This is a genomic window from Rhizobium sp. rho-13.1 (assembly GCF_007000305.1).
GTDB lineage: Bacteria > Pseudomonadota > Alphaproteobacteria > Rhizobiales > Rhizobiaceae > Rhizobium > Rhizobium rhododendri.
This window is the reverse complement of record NZ_SCFL01000001.1, coordinates 1,031,304-1,046,958: the sequence shown is the minus strand read 5'-3', so window position 1 is coordinate 1,046,958 and position 15,655 is coordinate 1,031,304. Positions and strand designations below refer to the sequence as shown.

The window sequence follows — 15,655 nt, the reverse complement described above, 5'->3', positions numbered from 1 at the left end:
CATGCCGTAGGGTTCCGGCATCGACCGGAGACTGAAAAGGCACGTAATTTCAGCGCTGGAAAGAGCCGCACCCGGCAAAGTTTGCTCGTCGGCTAACTATTATATGGACAAAACCCGCTGCAAATCAACGCTTGTAGCGACATCTAAAGGTCAAATTTGCGTCACTGGTGACAGCGCGCCCTCAGGCCCAGCGTGTCTGGCGCAACGCCTCGCCCGCGATCATTGCCGCCGACATCGCAACATTGATGGACCGCTGGCCCTCTACCATCGGGATGAGGATGCGACCATCGGCTCCCTCGTGGACCGCATCCGGAACGCCGGCGCTTTCCCGACCGAACAGCAGGATGTCGTCGGAGTGGAAGACGAAATCGGTGTAGCGGTCCGCGGCCTTCGTCGAGGCAAGGATCAGGCGGCGCCCGGTGCCGCGTCGCCAGGCTTCGAAATGCGTCCAGCTGATATGACGGGTCAGGGAGACCGCGGCGAGATAGTCCATGCCGGCGCGCTTGAGGTTGCGGTCGGAGATGTCGAAGCCGGCGGGCTCTATGATGTCGACGGCAAGATCGAGACAGGCGGCAAGCCGTAGGATCGTGCCGGTGTTGCCGGCGATATCCGGCTGGTAGAGGGCGATGTGCAGGGCGGTCATGGCTCCTCGACTATCCGATCGGCAGCAAAACCCGCAACTGAAATGTGCGGTCATCAACGTCTCTGATGAGTCCCATTGCAAGTTCTGCATGTTCGCGCCGTCTTAGGGGCTTTTGCAGCCGTCGCTTTTGCGATAAAAGACGCCTTGTTCACAACGCAAACCAGCAGGAGGCGCTAATGGATCGATTTTTGGCTGTTCGTCTCCCGGTGCGTACGCCGGTGTTTCATCCGGTTGTCTCCGTCAGGATCTGACGACTTTCTCCCTTTCTGAACCATCGCGCGGCTGATACGGCCTCGTTCTTTCCGCGACCGCTCCCATATGACGCTGCGAAACCATTGGACGCAGCGGCGGGATGCGGCTTCGACGTTTCTGGAGCATTTTATGTTTGGCTGGTTTGAACGGCGTCTGAACCCATTCCCGAGCGAGGAACCCAGTGTTCCGCCGCACGGGCTGTTTGCTTTCTGTTGGCACTACACAAAGCCTGCAGCCCCCTGGCTTGCCGCCATGGGCGTCCTGACGATGCTGATCGCCATCGGCGAGGTCACGCTTTTCCGGTTTCTTGGCCAGATCGTCGACTGGCTGTCGCATGCCGACAAGGCAACGTTCCTGCAGACGGAAGGCGCCACGCTTTTCTGGATGGCGGCGATGGTGCTCGTAGGCCTGCCGGTCGCAGCCGTGCTGGACTCCATCATCATGCACCAGGTGTTGCTCGGCAACTATCCGATGATCGCCAGGTGGCAGATGCACCGGTTCCTGCTGCGCCACAGCATGACGTTCTTTGCCAACGAATTTGCCGGACGCGTTTCCACCAAAGTGATGCAGACGTCGCTTGCCGTGCGCGAAACGGTGATGAAGCTGCTCGACGTTTTCGTCTATGTCGTCACTTACATCATCACGATGATCGTCATCGTCGGAACAGCGGACTGGCGGCTGCTGCTGCCGCTGCTGGTCTGGCTGGCGATCTACATCGGCATCGTCAGCTTCTTTGTCCCGAAGCTGCGCAAGATCGCCGCGACGCAGGCCGACGCGCGCTCGACCATGACCGGTCGTGTCGTCGACAGCTACACCAATATCGCGACCGTCAAGCTGTTCTCCCATGCCGGCCGCGAGGAGTCCTATGCCAAGGCGGGCATGGATCTGTTCCTGCAGACGGTTTACGGGCAGATGCGCTACGTCAGCCTCTTCCAGGCATCGGTCTACATCAACAACTGCGTGGCACTCTTCGTCATCTCGGCGATTTCCATATGGTTCTGGCTGAACGGCGCCATCGAGGTCGGCTCGATCGCGATCGCCATCGGCCTGGCGATGCGCGTCAACGGCATGTCGCAGTGGATCATGTGGGAAGTCTCGGCGCTGTTCGAGAATATCGGCACGGTCTATGACGGCATGGAGATGATGACCAAGAAGCACGACATCATCGACCGGCCTTCGGCTCCGACGCTGGTGGCGCAGAAGGGCGCAATCCGCTTCGATCATATCCGCTTTCATTACGGCAAGGCGAAGGGTGTGATCGAGGATCTGACGCTGGATATCCATGCCGGCGAGAAGATCGGCCTTGTCGGGCGCTCCGGCGCAGGCAAGACGACGCTGATGAACCTGCTGCTGCGCTTCTACGAACTGGAGTCCGGGAAGATCACCATCGACGGGCAGGATATCGCCGGCGTGACGCAGGAGAGCCTGCGTGCGCTGATCGGCGTGGTGACGCAGGATACGTCGCTGCTGCACCGCTCCATCCGCGATAACATCGCCTACGGTCGCCCGGATGCCACCGACGCTGAGATCATTGAGGCGACCAAGCGTGCCAATGCATGGGAGTTCATCGAGAACCTCGTCGACTTGAACGGCCGCAGGGGTCTCGATGCGCAGGTCGGCGAGCGTGGCGTCAAGCTCTCCGGCGGCCAACGTCAGCGGGTGGCGATTGCCCGGGTGTTCCTCAAGGATGCACCGATCCTGATCCTCGACGAGGCGACCTCGGCACTCGATTCCGAAGTCGAGGCGGCCATCCAGGAGAACCTGTTCGCGCTGATGCAGGGCAAGACGGTCATCGCCATCGCCCACCGGCTGTCGACGCTGACGGAGATGGATCGGGTCGTGGTTCTCGACAAGGGCAAGCTGATCGAGACCGGCAGCCATGCCGACCTGATCACCCGGGGCGGCATCTACGCCGATCTCTGGAACCGCCAGTCCGGCGGCTTCCTCGCCGACCATTCGACGGAAGCGGCTGCGGAATAGGCGCGGTAACGACAAGGCAGCGCGTCGTCATACGATGACGCGCTGCAGGCCCGGAACGCGCATGAGCGCAAGGCTCAGGAGCGTTGCCAGCCCGAAGCACAGGAGGGTCAGGATCCCGACCCTCCAGATTTCATCGTTGCCTAGGACGGGTGCGAGCAGCCAGAGGAAAAAGACGTGGCTTGCGTAGACAGTCAGGCTGATCCGGCCAGACCACGCGAGCCGATCCACAAACTGTGAACGCGGTATCTGGCGCACCCCGAGAAAACACGTCAGGCCGACCAGATAGGTGGCGATGGTGAAGTCGTGGCTGATGAAAACGGCTGCATTTGAAACGCGGTAGATCATCCATTCCTCCAGGATGAGGCCAATGTAGGAGAGACAGATCGCCGGGACCGCCCATCTGCCCAGCCTCCAGTTTCCGACCTTGGCGCAGAGGCCGAGGTAGACGAACAGCGGTGCTATGAACAGGCCTCCGCGTTGAGGACTGCCTGGCATGTGAAGCACATTGTGATAGCTGCTGAAAATCACGCCAATGGCTGCAAGGACGACGCATAGGGCGCCCGTGGCCCTGATGCCGATGAGGCTCGTCCCCGCCGATACCAGCACCAGCGCAAGTCCCAGTGCCGGCAGAAACCAGAGGTGGAAAGCGGTGCCTCCAGAGATCAGGTCGCGCGGGCCGAATGACCATTGCTGGATCGGACAGATTTGCAGGAAGACGAAGTAGGCGAACATCCAGAACAGGTAGATCGGCAGCAGGCGTTTCAGCGGCTTGAAGACCACCGATAGATCGAGCCTCGCCAAGGGTTTCGGGAAATAGCCGCTGGTGATGAGGAAGAACGGCACCGAAACGCGACAGGCGATGGCGACGAGTGCTGCCCATGCGGGGTGAGGCGGATGCTGCGCCGGAGGCAGGCAATGCAGCAGAACGATAACGAACGAGAACACATAGCGCATCGCATCTATGGAGGTGTTGCGGTCTGGCCTGGCGAGTAGGATTTCGTCGGCCATCGGCAAATCTCCTCGAGGATGGGCAGGTCGTCTTCGTTTGCGTGCCGCTCGAGTGCAAGCGTCATTGTCAGGTTTTGGTGAACTCTCGATGTCCGACTGATTGTCTGCCCGCGAATTTGTGCCGAAAGGGGGCAAAATCACGCTGCGTTCGCCGGCTGCTCCCGAGCGGAAAGGCGGTCGCCAACGTGACGGACGTGCAGACACTTGGGGCGAACCAACCCTTTGCCCTCCGTAGAAAACTGCCTATATCGCACACATGTTGATCCGCACCGTCGTCCGCCTTTTCGAGACATGGCTCGATCCGTTCTATCGCAATGACGAACTGCGGCCGCCGCAGTCGCTTTACGCGTTCATCTGGTACTATGTCCGCCAGGCCAAAGGGCCGTTTCTGGCGATGGCAGTGCTCGGTGGTGCCGTGGCGATGCTCGAGGCGGCGCTGTTCTGGTTCGTCGGCCATCTCGTTGACATCCTCGACACGGTTCCCAAAGGCGATGGCTGGCACGGGCTTCTGTCCGGTCACGGCTGGTCGTTGCTGGGCATGGTTTTCGTCGTGCTCGTCGTGCGTTTCATCGTCGTCAGCCTTGGTGCACTGGTCGAGGAGCAGGTGGTCGTGCCGGGCTTTCTGAACCTGGTTCGCTGGCAGGCCTATGTGCATGTCGCCCGCCAATCGCTGAGCTTCTTCCAGAACGACTTTTCCGGGCGGATCGTCACCAAAGTCTGGTCTGCCGGCCAGTCGACCGGCGATCTCGTGGTGTCGTTGCTGCAGGTGGTGTGGTTCATCATCATCTATGCGGCGTCCACGGTAGCCCTTGTCGGCGGGCTCGACTGGAGGCTGGCGCTGATCGTTGCCGTCTGGATCGGCATGTTCTGCCTGCTGGCACGCTTTTTCGTACCGCGCATCCGTCGCCATGCCCGCGATGCCGCCGAGGCCTCGTCGATGCTCAACGGCCGCATGGTCGATGCCTACGCCAATATCCAGACACTCAAGCTCTTCGGCCGCGAGGACCGCAACGATCTCTATATCCGCGACGGCTTCGACCGCTTCCAGGCGGCGGTCATGCCTTTCACGCGGCTGTTGACCGGGGTGCGCTCGTCGCTCGCCTTGCTGTCGGGTGTGATGATCACCAGCATTGCCGCCTTTGCGATCCAGCTTTGGCTCTCCGGGACAATCACGACGGGCGGGGTGGCCTTTACGCTCAGCATGGTGCTGCGCCTCAACATGTTGTTCGGCCGGATGATGACGCAGTTCAACTCGATCATGCGCAATCTGGGGACCATCCAGAACGCCGCGGAGATGATCTCTCAGCCGATCGGGCTGGTCGACCGGCCGGACGCAAAGGCGCTGGTGGTGTCGCGGCCGGAGATTCGCTTCGAGAAGGTCAGGTTTCATTATGGGCGCGGCAGCGGCGTAATCGAAGATTTCTCGCTGGTCATCAAGCCTGGTGAAAAGGTCGGTATCGTCGGCCGCTCCGGTGCCGGCAAGACGACGCTGGTTAACCTGCTGCTGCGTTTTTACGATCTGGAAGCCGGCAGCATCCTGATCGACGGTCAGGATATTTCCGGCGTCACCCAGGAATCGCTGCGCGCGGCTATAGGCATGGTGACGCAGGATACGGCGCTGCTCAACCGCTCCATCCGCGACAACATCCTGTTTGGTCGGCCTGATGCGGGCGCCGACCTGCTGCTTCAGGCTACCAGGCGGGCCGAGGCGGACACATTCATCGCCGATCTCGAGGACCAGAATGGCCGCAAAGGCTTCTCCGCCCATGTCGGTGAGCGTGGGGTCAAGCTGTCCGGCGGCCAGCGTCAGCGCATCTCCATTGCCAGGGTCATGCTCAAGGATGCGCCGATCCTGGTGCTCGACGAGGCGACCTCGGCACTGGATTCCGAAGTGGAGGCAGCCTTGCAGTCCAATCTGCTGGCGATGATGGAGGGCAAGACGGTTCTGGCAATCGCCCATCGGCTGTCGACGATTGCAGCCCTCGACCGCCTCGTTGTCATCGAGAAGGGGCGGATAATCGAGGATGGCAGCCACGCGGAACTGCTCTCGCGCAACGGCCTCTACGCCGAGCTCTGGGCGAGGCAATCGGGAGGCTTCATTGCCGTCGACGCGGAATAGTCGGGCTAACGGGCGATGGTGAAGTCGGTGATGAGCCCGTAGTGGTTTGACCCCATGGCATCCTCGATCCGACGCACGGATTTCAGCTGCAGCGGCGGCCTCGCAAACACGTGATCGATGGCGATACCTAAGGCGCCGGTCTCGATCGGCCAGGTCGCGGGCTCCGGGAAAACGTGGTCCAGATTGCTGCGGCGGAGAAACGCCTGCATGTCTGGTTCGACCACGGCCGCATTGAAATCGCCGGCGAGCAGCAGCGGTTCGCCGACCGCGTTCAAGTCGTCGGACAGGGCAGCCAGTTCGTCGGCATGGAAGTCGTCGAAATAGGGTTTGCTCAGATGGGCGGAGGCGAAGGCGATCTTCTGGCCATCGATGTCGATGGTCGCCAGAATGAACCGGTTTCTCCACAACCCGCTGAGGCTACCAATCGACTGCGAGAGGAACGGGCGTTTGGACATCAACAGGCTGTCGCAATTGTCCTCCATCACGCCGCAGCCGATGCGGTATGGATAGATGGCAGCCAGTCGCGTCATCTGCGACAGCATCGGCGGCGCCTCGAACATTTCCACGACATCGGCCTTGGAGTTGAGAACGAGATCGGCAATTTTTTCCGAATTGGCGAAATTGTCGCCGTCGATGTTGAAAGACAGCAGCCGGTAGGATGGCTGCGCGTCAGCGGGAGCCGGCGTTTCTGCGCGGGCCTGAAGCAGGACGATCGAATGACCGGTGATGGCGATCGCCACGACCAGCATGGCGATGGCGTACCAGTGGCGACGCACGGCAAGCGCCAGCAGCGCTCCGACAATGCAGGCGATGCCGATGTGGGTCTGCAGGCTCTCGAAGAAGGCGAGGATCCACAGGTGCGTGACATAACGGGCCGCCAGGATGCCGAGAATGCAGGTGGTCACCACCGATATCACGCAGTAGATGGTATCTCTCATGACCCTGGGTAACCTCTGGATGGGCGCTTCTGTGGAGCGACTAGCACGGTGCCCCTGTTGTTGCAACGCAGCAAGTTTGCGATAGTTATTTTTGCAGTGCAACGCGGGGATTTGCTTTGCGAATTCGTCGGCAATTCATGCGGTTACCACAATACCCCAAGCGTAGACGGTTTTGATCTGTCATGCGCCCATAAAACTGTAGTTTTGCCCGCGACATTGTGCCCACCTCCGCTGGCAAGACTGGACATGGCGTTCGATCAAGCTTAGAAACCGGCTGGGGGCGGAGAAAATCTATGGCAGAATTGTGGCCTGGGCGATTCGCCGGAGTTGAAGGATTGCCGCGGCACATCCGCGGTTCTGCGTGAAGAGGAGGGGCCGCGTGAGCGAGAACGACACGAAGAGCGAGACCTTGGGCGAGCCGACGCGGCGCGATTTTCTATATATAGCAGCCGGCATGGCCGGCGTGGTCGGTGCCGTTTCGGCCGTCTGGCCATTTATCGACCAGATGCGGCCGGATCAATCCACACTGGCGCTTGCTTCCGTCGAAATCGATGTTTCCAGCCTTGAGCCCGGCATGTCGTTGACAGTCAAATGGCGTGGCAAACCGGTCTTCATCCGCAACCGGACAGAAAAAGAAATCGCCGAGGCCAATTCCGCCCCGATCGGCGATCTCAAAGATCCGGTCGCGCGCAACGCCAACCTGCCTCCCGAAGAACCAGCTAGTGACGTCGCCCGCTCGGCCGGCAAGGGCAAGGAGAACTGGATCGTGATGATCGGTTCCTGCACCCATCTCGGCTGTGTGCCGCTCGGCACGTCGGGGGAATATGGCGGGTGGTTCTGTCCCTGCCATGGGTCGGTCTATGACACTGCCGGTCGTATCCGGAAGGGTCCCGCACCCATGAACCTCGCCATACCGACGTTCGCATTTACATCCGACAAAGTGATCAAGATCGGTTGAGGGGGATACTGAATCATGAGTGGTCAATCAACCTACGAGCCATCCACCGGACTTGAAAAGTGGATCGACTCGCGGCTTCCTTTGCCGCGTCTGGTCTATGACAGCTTTGTCGCCTATCCGGTGCCGCGCAACCTGAACTATGCCTATACGTTCGGCGCTATGCTGGCTGTCATGCTGGTGCTGCAGATCCTGACAGGCGTGGTTCTGGCGATGCATTACGCCGCCGAGACGACCGTGGCGTTCAATTCCGTCGAAAAGATCATGCGTGACGTCAACCATGGCTGGCTGCTGCGCTACATGCATGCCAACGGTGCCTCGTTCTTCTTTGTCGCTGTCTACCTGCACATCGCTCGAGGGCTGTATTACGGTTCCTACAAGGCACCGCGCGAGGTTCTCTGGATCCTTGGCGTCATCATCTACCTGCTGATGATGGCGGCCGGGTTCATGGGCTATGTGCTTCCCTGGGGCCAGATGTCGTTCTGGGGCGCGACCGTGATCACCGGCTTTTTCTCTGCGCTGCCCTACGTCGGTGAATGGGTCCAACAATTCCTGCTTGGCGGCTTTGCCGTCGACAATCCGACGCTGAACCGCTTCTTCTCGCTGCACTACCTGCTGCCGTTCATGATCGCCGGCGTCGTCGTGCTGCACATCTGGGCGCTGCATGTGGCGGGCCAGACGAACCCGACCGGCGTCGAGATCAAGACCAAGACGGATACGGTGCGCTTCACGCCCTATGCGACGATGAAGGATGCGCTCGGTGTATCCGTGTTCCTGCTGGTCTACGCCTACTTCGTCTTCTACCTGCCGAACTATCTTGGCCACGCCGACAACTACATTCCTGCCGATCCGCTGAAAACGCCGGCGCATATCGTGCCTGAATGGTATTTCCTGCCGTTCTACGCGATGCTGCGCTCGATTACCTTCAACATCGGGCCCATCGACTCGAAGCTGGCCGGCGTGCTCACCATGTTCGGCGCGATCCTGGTGCTGTTTTTCGTGCCGTGGCTCGATACGTCGAAGGTTCGCTCGGCTGTCTACCGTCCCTGGTACAAGGTGTGCTTCTGGCTGTTCGTCGCCAACGCAATCTTCCTCGGTTGGCTCGGAGCTATGCCGGCGGAGGGGACCGGGCTTTTCGGCCTCTTGTTCCATGGCGACCTCAGGGGCAATTACGTCGCCTACTCGCAGTTCGGGACACTCTTCTACTACGGCTTCTTCCTGGTGATCATGCCGGTCCTCGGCCTGGTCGAGACACCGCGACGAATACCGAACTCGATCACCGAGGCGGTACTCGAGAAGCAGAACCGCAAGTCCGCTCCAGCGGTCGTGGTCGGGGCATGAGCGTGGCGATGGGGAAGACGATGATGAGCAAGTTTGCTGCCGGCTTTCTGACGCTGGCACTCCTCGCCGGCGCAGGCACGGCGCTTCATGCCGAGGACACCAAGCCGCCCGCCGAGGCAACACCGGTCTATCCGCTCAAGGAGCCGCGGGAGCAAAAATGGACGTTCGCCGGTCCCTTCGGCTACTACGACAAGGCGCAGCTGCAGCGTGGGCTTAAGGTCTATGCCGAGGTCTGTTCCGCCTGCCATTCGATGAGCCTCGTGCCGTTTCGCACGCTCAGCGATCTCGGCTATTCGGAGGCGCAGATTAAGACCTTCGCCGCCAACTACGAGACGCAGGACGGACCGAACGCGCAAGGGGAGATGTACACCCGGAAGGCTGTTCCATCCGACCATTTCCCGTCGCCTTTTCCCAACAAGGAAGCGGCTGAGGCTGCCAACCACGGTGCCGCACCGCCGGACTTCTCGCTGCTTGCCAAGGCGCGTGAGGTCGAGCGCGGCTTCCCGGGGTTCGTCTTCGATATTTTCACGCAGTATCAGGAGAGCGGGCCGGATTACATATACTCGCTGCTGACAGGCTACGAGGAACCGCCGGCCGGTTTCCAGGTGCCGCCGAACGGGCACTACAATCCGTACTTCCATGCGGCAGCCGTGCTGGCTATGCCGAAGCCGCTGTCGGATGGCCAGGTGACCTATGACGACGGATCGCCCCAGACGGTCGACCAGTACGCCCGCGATGTCTCTTCCTTCCTGATGTGGGCCGCCGAGCCGCATCTGGAGGAGCGCAAGCACACCGGCTTCATGGTCATGGTGTTCCTGCTGATCTTCACCGTCCTGATCTATCTGGTAAAGCGGTCGGTCTACGCCAAGACCGAGCACTAAGAAGGACAATAGGTTTAAGACGATGCCGCCTCGGGCGGCCTCGTCATTGCTAGGTTCGAAGCTGTCTCTGCTTGCGCAATGACGATTACGCTTTCGGCTGGACATGGCTGGCTGCTCCACCCTATTGGTGGCTTTTTGCAACGAACAGCAGCAGGCTCCTTCGCCAATGACAACCCGTGACAATGAACTTATCCGATCGATCCGCTCCATTCCGGATTATCCTAAGCCCGGCATCATGTTCCGCGATATCACTACGCTGCTCGGCAATCCCCGGGCTTTCCGGCGTGCCGTCGATGAACTTGTGCAGATCTGTGCCGGCATGAAGATCGACAAGGTCGCCGGCATGGAAGCGCGTGGCTTCATTCTCGGCGGCGCTGTGGCTCACCAGCTGTCTGCCGGCTTCATCCCTATCCGCAAGAAGGGCAAGCTGCCCCATGAAACAGTCAGCATCGCCTACAGCCTGGAATACGGCCTCGACGAAATGGAGATGCACCGCGATGCGGTCATGCCCGGCGAACAGGTGATCCTTATCGACGACCTCATCGCCACCGGCGGCACCGCTGTCGGCGCGACGCAGTTGCTGCGGCAGATGGGCGCTGAGGTGGTGGCTGCCTGCTTCGTCATCGACCTGCCGGATCTCGGTGGTCGCCGGAAGCTCGAAGCGCTGGATGTGGCCGTGCACACGCTGGTGGAATTCTCGGGCCACTAGCCGGTTCCCGAGCCATCGAGAGCGGCGTCACTCGAATTCGAGGACGCTACTTTCGAAACGGAGAACCGGGATGCCGTCCTGGTTCCCGCCCTCGCAGAGGATGGTGTTGATGATCCATCCCGGGCGCGAGGCGAGGCTGCGGCTCGACAACAGCGTCACCGAATAGCGCACCGTGTCGCCGGCAAAGATCGGTCGCAGCCATTGCAGGTTCTTGAAGCCGGGCGAGGGGCCGAGTTTCGGCGTTTTCAGCCCTTGGCCTTCGAGGCGGGCGGTTTCTTCGTTCCAGAAGGCGACGAAGGTCTTCATCCAGGCCGAGCAGCTGTGCCAGCCAGAGGCGCAGAGGCCGCCGAACAGCGATTGTCTCGCCGCTTCCGGATCGACGTGGAAAGGCTGAGGGTCAAAGCGCGTCGCATAGGCGACGATGCGATCCGCGTCGAAGGTATAGGTGCCGATATCGACCTTGAGGCCGATGGCATAGGTCTCCGCCATGGTCATGCCGGACCCCGTGCCGCAGTCTCGATGCGGAACATGATGGAGTTTTCCCCGAGGCTGACGATCTCGCCGCGTTGGTTCTCCACCTCGTGACGGAATTTGACGATACCGATCCCCGGGCGGGACCGCATGGGACGGGACTGGAGCACCGTGGAACGACCGGACAGCGTATCGCCGGCGAGGACCGGCTTGCGCCATTCCATGAGGTCGATGCCCGGCGAGCCTTCGGAAAGCGAACGGCACAGGAAGCTGTCGAACATCATCCGCATGAACATCGACGAGGTATGCCAGCCCGACGCTGCAAGGCCTCCGAGGATGCTGGCGCGGCCGGCTTCCTCGTCAAGATGCATCGGCTGCGGATCGAATTCCTGCGCGAATGCGATGATTTCCGCCGACGCCACCGCCATCGGGCCGAGCGGAAAGCTGCGGCCGACGGTGAAATCTTCGAATGCAAGTCTCTCGTCAGCCATCGCGGTCTCCTCCCGTTTCGCGCGATACGGCTTGCGCCGGATCAGGTGTTGAAGCGGAAGTGGATGACGTCGCCGTCCTGGACCACGTATTCCTTGCCTTCGTCGCGGCCCTTGCCAGCTTCCTTGGCGCCGACTTCACCCTTGAAGTTGATGTAGTCGTCGTAGCTGATGGTGAAGGCGCGGATGAAGCCGCGTTCGAAATCGGTGTGGATGACGCCGGCCGCTGCCGGTGCCTTCGTGCCACGCGCAATCGTCCAGGCGCGCGTTTCCTTGGGGCCGACGGTGAAGTAGGTGATGAGGTCGAGCAAGCTGTAGCCGGCGCGGATCAGGCGGTCGAGACCGGCTTCCTCTAGACCGAGGGCCTCCAGAAACTCCTTGGATTCCTCATCCGGCAGCTGCGCCACTTCGGATTCGATGGCAGCCGAGATGATGACGCATTGCGACCCTTGCGCCTTGGCCATTTCTTCCACGGCCTTAGTATGAGCGTTGCCGCTGACCGCATCGCTTTCGGCGACGTTGCAGACGTAGAGCACCGGGTGCGACGTCAGCAGGTTCAGCCCCTTCAGGATCTCCAGCTCTTCGGCGTCGAGTTTCGGCAGCAGGGTGCGGACCGGCTTGCCTTCGTTGAGGAGCGCGAGCGACGCGTCCATCATCGGCAACAGCGTCATCGATTCCTTGTCGTTGCTCTTGGCGCGCTTGCGAGTCTGCTCGGTGCGGCGCTCCAGGCTCTCGAGATCGGCCAGCATCAGTTCCGTGTCAATTGTCTCGGCATCGCCGACCGGATTGATGCGGCCTTCGACGTGGGTGATGTCGTCGTCTTCGAAGCAGCGCAGCACGTGCACGACAGCATCGACTTCGCGGATATTGGCGAGGAACTTGTTGCCGAGGCCTTCGCCCTTGGAGGCTCCGCGCACGAGGCCTGCGATGTCGACGAAGGAAATGCGGGTCGGGATGATTTCCTTCGAGCCCGCAATACCGGCCAGCTTCTGCATGCGCGGATCCGGCACGGCGACTTCGCCGGTGTTCGGTTCGATGGTACAGAACGGATAGTTGGCCGCCTGAGCCTGCGCCGTCTTGGTCAGCGCATTGAAGAGTGTGGACTTACCGACATTCGGAAGGCCGACGATACCGCATTTGAAGCCCATGGCTGTGACACCTGATTTACTGGAAATGTTCTGTGCGTATGAGATAAAGGAGCAGGGCGGTCAAGCCTTTCGGCACCTGCAGGGCCGTTGTCTTGAAGGTATGGCGGATTTGCCCTACAATCCGCGACGAGGCGATGGGATTGAAAGGCGGCGCGATAACGTCAAAAGGCCGGTCGATTCTATCGGGGGCGCTATGGTTTGCCCATCGGCCGCGCTGGTTATCGAGCAGGGGCCTCAGCTTGTAAGACACGCATGTTCGTTCTTGAACATTGTCCGCTTGAACACAGCCTGTCGCAGCGCAATATAAGGCCAAGTCGAGCCCAGCAGAGCTCCGGCGTCTTCAGGAGACGGATTTTCCATGAGTGCCAGCAGTACAAACCTCAAACCCAAGACCGTGACCAAGCCTAAGCTTGAGCAGCCCAAGATGTACAAGGTCATCCTGATCAACGACGATTTTACGCCGCGCGACTTCGTCATCATGGTGCTGAAGGCCGTGTTCCGCATGAGCGAGGAAACCGGAGCGAGGATGATGATGACAGCCCATCAACTGGGTTCCTGCGTCATCGTCGTATGCGCCAAGGACATTGCCGAGACCAAGGCCAAGGAAGCCACCGACTACGGCAAGGAAGCCGGATTCCCGCTGATGTTCACCACCGAGCCGGAGGAATAGGCGGGGAGAGCATTGTTGCCTGGGAGGCTATCCTCTTTTGACGTTCAATCGTTGCGGATCTGGAAGCCGGCCTTGTTCTGGGTGAAACCGCAGCTTTCATAGAAGCGATGTATATGTTCGCGCTGCCGCTCTGTCAGCAGCATCACCTTGTAACAGCCGGCGGTAAAGGCGACATCAATGGCGTGCAGCATAACAGTGCGCCCATAGCCTTTGCTGCGTTGCTCCTCCAGCGTCACGACATTTTCGATGAGAGCGTAAGGTCGAGTTCCACGGGTAAGGTTGGGGATGATCAGAAGCGTTGCCGTGGACACCGGTCGATGGTCGGCGGTCCCGAGAAAGACACGGAGGCCCGGCTGCGCCAGCATTTCTGCGTAAGCGGTCTGCGCCGCATCCGCCGTCGGTTCGGGATCGGCGGGGTTTAGTTGCCGGTAGAGGTCGAGAAGCTGGTCAAGGTCCGAAGCTTCGGCCTGGCGTACGGCAAACCCTGCTTCCCCGCTGCCGGTCATTGGTCGCCGTCCTTACCGCCAAACAACTTCTTCAGCATGTCCGCCATCGGTCCTGTGGTCGGCAGGGCCTTGGGCTGGTTGAAATTGCGTGCAGCGCGGATGTGCGACTGGCCTGGTGGCTTTCCCGATGCGGCCAGCTTCGGTGCCTTTTCTTCCGACGACTTGTCGCCGACAGCGAGCGCCAGCTTGTTCATCAACTGCGAGTCCTCGTTGCGGACAAGCATGTCGGCGTGGTCGGCCAGCGTTTCGAGCAGAGGCTCGAGCCAGGTCTTGTCGGACTTGGCGAAGTCGCCGAGCACGTAGCTCTGTACCAGGTCCTTGACGCCGGGATGGCCGATGCCGAGGCGAAGGCGGCGATATTCCCGGCCGGCATGGGCGTCTATCGACTTGATGCCGTTGTGTCCGCCATGGCCGCCGCCCGTCTTCAGCCGTGCGCGGCCCGGAACGAGATCGAGTTCATCGTAGATGACGACGAGATCCGAAGGCTGCAGCTTGTAAAAGCGCATCGCCTCCGCGACGGACTCGCCCGACAGGTTCATGAATGTTTGCGGCTTGATCAGCAGTACCTTCTGGCCATCGAGTTCACCTTCGGCAATGACGGCCTTGAACTTCTTCGTCCAGGGCGAGAAGCTGTGGCGACGGTGGATGGCATCGACGGCCAGGAAGCCGATGTTGTGGCGATTGGCTTTGTACTGGGGGCCGGGATTGCCGAGGCCGGCGATAAGAAGCATGGCTGTCGTCCTTTCGCAGATGACGGAGCCGTTCATCGACGCGAATGGGTCGTCAAGTCAAGACGGATTTTCTGACGGGTGAGGGGGCCAAGCGTCAGTTTTCGAGCGCCATGCCGTATTGCTCGAAGAGTTGCTTCTGCGTTCCGTCGGCGATCAGTGCGGTCAAGGCAACCTGCATCTTCTGGCGCAAATCCTCCGGAAAATCCTTGTGGCAGGCGATGCCAATCACCTGGCGCGATAAGAGGACGACGCGCTCCAGCGGCTTGCCCTCCTTGATCAGCTTGTCCATGTAGGGTTCCGATAGCGGCATCATGTCGATGCGGTCGTTCATCAGTTTTTTCAGCGTCGCCGACATGGTGGTGGCAACGTCGATCTTCGGGAAATCGAGATTGCGCAGCAGGGTCTCCGTATAGTCCTCGCGCCAGGTGCCGACGGAAAACTGCCTTGCTTGCTCGAGGGTTGCAGCGTTCACCGCGGTGCCGGTATGCTTGACGAGGAAATTGCGGTCGATCAGCAGTGGCTCCACCCATTTGAACAGGGCATCGCGCTCCGTTGTATGGGCAGTTGCAAATACGCAGTTCATCGGTGTCGTGCGGGCTTGTGAATAGGCGCGAGCCCAAGGGACGACGTCGATGGTAAAGTCGTTCAATCCGCGCATCAGCAGCTTGATCTGGTCGACGGCAGCGCCCTTGATGTCGCTTCCTTCGCGGTAGCTGAAGGGCGGATATTCTTCGGTCACGAAGGATACGGTCTGCGCCTCGGCCGTGACGGTGAGATGGGAGGCGATCAGGAGAGGCAAAAGCATTTTGATCATG

The 15,655-nt window shown here is 60.5% G+C and carries 16 protein-coding genes; 7 read left to right on the top strand and 9 right to left on the bottom strand.

The window, feature by feature from the left end; genetic code table 11:
• Window positions 1-181 precede the first annotated feature (181 nt).
• Complete coding sequence (locus tag EQW76_RS05205) at window positions 182-643, bottom strand: tRNA (cytidine(34)-2'-O)-methyltransferase (RefSeq protein ID WP_142823352.1); 462 nt, start codon at window positions 641-643, stop codon at window positions 182-184.
• 381 nt (window positions 644-1,024) lie between these two features.
• Between EQW76_RS05205 and EQW76_RS05200 the strand changes: the two genes are divergently transcribed.
• Window positions 1,025-2,875 (top strand): ABC transporter ATP-binding protein, encoded by a 1,851-nt coding sequence (locus EQW76_RS05200; RefSeq protein ID WP_142823351.1) that lies wholly within the window; start codon window positions 1,025-1,027, stop codon window positions 2,873-2,875.
• A gap of 27 nt (window positions 2,876-2,902) precedes the next feature.
• Here EQW76_RS05200 and EQW76_RS05195 read toward each other — a convergent pair whose 3' ends face one another.
• Complete coding sequence (locus EQW76_RS05195) at window positions 2,903-3,883, bottom strand: acyltransferase (RefSeq protein ID WP_142823350.1); 981 nt, start codon at window positions 3,881-3,883, stop codon at window positions 2,903-2,905.
• Between the two features lie 256 nt (window positions 3,884-4,139).
• On the opposite strand from EQW76_RS05195, the gene EQW76_RS05190 reads away from it, so the two are divergent.
• Window positions 4,140-6,002: an ABC transporter ATP-binding protein gene (locus tag EQW76_RS05190; protein ID WP_142823349.1), complete on the top strand. Its 1,863-nt coding sequence runs from the start codon at window positions 4,140-4,142 to the stop codon at window positions 6,000-6,002.
• 5 nt (window positions 6,003-6,007) lie between these two features.
• On the opposite strand, the gene EQW76_RS05185 is transcribed toward EQW76_RS05190, so the two are convergent.
• Window positions 6,008-6,940 carry an endonuclease/exonuclease/phosphatase family protein gene (locus EQW76_RS05185; protein WP_142823348.1) on the bottom strand — a complete coding sequence of 311 codons (933 nt, stop codon included), beginning with the start codon at window positions 6,938-6,940 and terminating at the stop codon, window positions 6,008-6,010.
• 379 nt (window positions 6,941-7,319) lie between these two features.
• On the opposite strand from EQW76_RS05185, the gene petA reads away from it, so the two are divergent.
• From petA to EQW76_RS05165, 4 genes are all read left to right on the top strand, one after another.
• Window positions 7,320-7,898, top strand: coding sequence for a ubiquinol-cytochrome c reductase iron-sulfur subunit (petA, locus tag EQW76_RS05180; RefSeq protein WP_142823347.1), 579 nt, complete (start codon window positions 7,320-7,322; stop codon window positions 7,896-7,898).
• Window positions 7,899-7,913: 15 nt separating this feature from the next.
• The gene (locus tag EQW76_RS05175; protein WP_142823346.1) at window positions 7,914-9,236 is read left to right on the top strand and encodes a cytochrome b N-terminal domain-containing protein; all 1,323 of its coding nucleotides are present in this window, start codon (window positions 7,914-7,916) and stop codon (window positions 9,234-9,236) included.
• Window positions 9,237-9,259: 23 nt separating this feature from the next.
• Window positions 9,260-10,117 carry a cytochrome c1 gene (locus EQW76_RS05170; RefSeq protein WP_142823345.1) on the top strand — a complete coding sequence of 286 codons (858 nt, stop codon included), beginning with the start codon at window positions 9,260-9,262 and terminating at the stop codon, window positions 10,115-10,117.
• A 166-nt stretch (window positions 10,118-10,283) separates the two neighbouring features.
• Window positions 10,284-10,826 (top strand): adenine phosphoribosyltransferase, encoded by a 543-nt coding sequence (locus EQW76_RS05165; RefSeq protein WP_142823344.1) that lies wholly within the window; start codon window positions 10,284-10,286, stop codon window positions 10,824-10,826.
• Between the two features lie 27 nt (window positions 10,827-10,853).
• On the opposite strand, the gene EQW76_RS05160 is transcribed toward EQW76_RS05165, so the two are convergent.
• The 3 genes from EQW76_RS05160 to ychF are packed head-to-tail and all read right to left on the bottom strand — an operon-like array spanning window position 10,854 to window position 12,933.
• A complete protein-coding gene (locus EQW76_RS05160; RefSeq protein ID WP_142823343.1) occupies window positions 10,854-11,321 on the bottom strand; it encodes a MaoC family dehydratase in 468 nt (155 codons plus the stop codon).
• Entirely contained in the window at window positions 11,318-11,788 is a 471-nt protein-coding gene (locus tag EQW76_RS05155; RefSeq protein WP_142823342.1) for a MaoC family dehydratase, read from the bottom strand. Before EQW76_RS05155 ends, EQW76_RS05160 begins: the two co-directional genes overlap by 4 nt.
• Before the next feature lie 41 nt (window positions 11,789-11,829).
• Window positions 11,830-12,933 (bottom strand): redox-regulated ATPase YchF, encoded by a 1,104-nt coding sequence (gene ychF, locus EQW76_RS05150; RefSeq protein WP_142823341.1) that lies wholly within the window; start codon window positions 12,931-12,933, stop codon window positions 11,830-11,832.
• A gap of 358 nt (window positions 12,934-13,291) precedes the next feature.
• Between ychF and clpS the strand changes: the two genes are divergently transcribed.
• Complete coding sequence (clpS, locus tag EQW76_RS05145; RefSeq protein WP_142823340.1) at window positions 13,292-13,603, top strand: ATP-dependent Clp protease adapter ClpS; 312 nt, start codon at window positions 13,292-13,294, stop codon at window positions 13,601-13,603.
• 44 nt (window positions 13,604-13,647) lie between these two features.
• Here clpS and EQW76_RS05140 read toward each other — a convergent pair whose 3' ends face one another.
• The 3 genes from EQW76_RS05140 to EQW76_RS05130 all read right to left on the bottom strand — a co-directional run bounded on the left by EQW76_RS05140 (window position 13,648) and on the right by EQW76_RS05130 (window position 15,654).
• Window positions 13,648-14,109: a GNAT family N-acetyltransferase gene (locus tag EQW76_RS05140; protein WP_142823339.1), complete on the bottom strand. Its 462-nt coding sequence runs from the start codon at window positions 14,107-14,109 to the stop codon at window positions 13,648-13,650.
• Window positions 14,106-14,840: an aminoacyl-tRNA hydrolase gene (gene pth, locus EQW76_RS05135; RefSeq protein ID WP_142823338.1), complete on the bottom strand. Its 735-nt coding sequence runs from the start codon at window positions 14,838-14,840 to the stop codon at window positions 14,106-14,108. The genes EQW76_RS05140 and pth overlap by 4 nt, the downstream gene beginning before the upstream one ends.
• Before the next feature lie 94 nt (window positions 14,841-14,934).
• Complete coding sequence (locus EQW76_RS05130) at window positions 14,935-15,654, bottom strand: transporter substrate-binding domain-containing protein (protein WP_142823337.1); 720 nt, start codon at window positions 15,652-15,654, stop codon at window positions 14,935-14,937.
• Window position 15,655: the final 1 nt, after the last annotated feature.

Bases quoted from the DNA above. Each gene is read 5' to 3' on its own strand.
- EQW76_RS05160 (WP_142823343.1), bottom strand. From the start codon at position 11,321: ATGACCATGGCGGAGACCTATGCCATCGGCCTCAAGGTCGATATCGGC.
- EQW76_RS05165 (WP_142823344.1), top strand. From the start codon at position 10,284: ATGACAACCCGTGACAATGAACTTATCCGATCGATCCGCTCCATTCCG.
- EQW76_RS05190 (WP_142823349.1), top strand. From the start codon at position 4,140: ATGTTGATCCGCACCGTCGTCCGCCTTTTCGAGACATGGCTCGATCCG.
- EQW76_RS05200 (WP_142823351.1), top strand. From the start codon at position 1,025: ATGTTTGGCTGGTTTGAACGGCGTCTGAACCCATTCCCGAGCGAGGAA.
- EQW76_RS05155 (WP_142823342.1), bottom strand. From the start codon at position 11,788: ATGGCTGACGAGAGACTTGCATTCGAAGATTTCACCGTCGGCCGCAGC.
- EQW76_RS05130 (WP_142823337.1), bottom strand. From the start codon at position 15,654: ATGATCAAAATGCTTTTGCCTCTCCTGATCGCCTCCCATCTCACCGTC.
- EQW76_RS05195 (WP_142823350.1), bottom strand. From the start codon at position 3,883: ATGGCCGACGAAATCCTACTCGCCAGGCCAGACCGCAACACCTCCATA.
- EQW76_RS05185 (WP_142823348.1), bottom strand. From the start codon at position 6,940: ATGAGAGATACCATCTACTGCGTGATATCGGTGGTGACCACCTGCATT.
- EQW76_RS05175 (WP_142823346.1), top strand. From the start codon at position 7,914: ATGAGTGGTCAATCAACCTACGAGCCATCCACCGGACTTGAAAAGTGG.
- EQW76_RS05140 (WP_142823339.1), bottom strand. From the start codon at position 14,109: ATGACCGGCAGCGGGGAAGCAGGGTTTGCCGTACGCCAGGCCGAAGCT.
- EQW76_RS05170 (WP_142823345.1), top strand. From the start codon at position 9,260: ATGAGCAAGTTTGCTGCCGGCTTTCTGACGCTGGCACTCCTCGCCGGC.
- clpS (WP_142823340.1), top strand. From the start codon at position 13,292: ATGAGTGCCAGCAGTACAAACCTCAAACCCAAGACCGTGACCAAGCCT.
- pth (WP_142823338.1), bottom strand. From the start codon at position 14,840: ATGCTTCTTATCGCCGGCCTCGGCAATCCCGGCCCCCAGTACAAAGCC.
- ychF (WP_142823341.1), bottom strand. From the start codon at position 12,933: ATGGGCTTCAAATGCGGTATCGTCGGCCTTCCGAATGTCGGTAAGTCC.
- EQW76_RS05205 (WP_142823352.1), bottom strand. From the start codon at position 643: ATGACCGCCCTGCACATCGCCCTCTACCAGCCGGATATCGCCGGCAAC.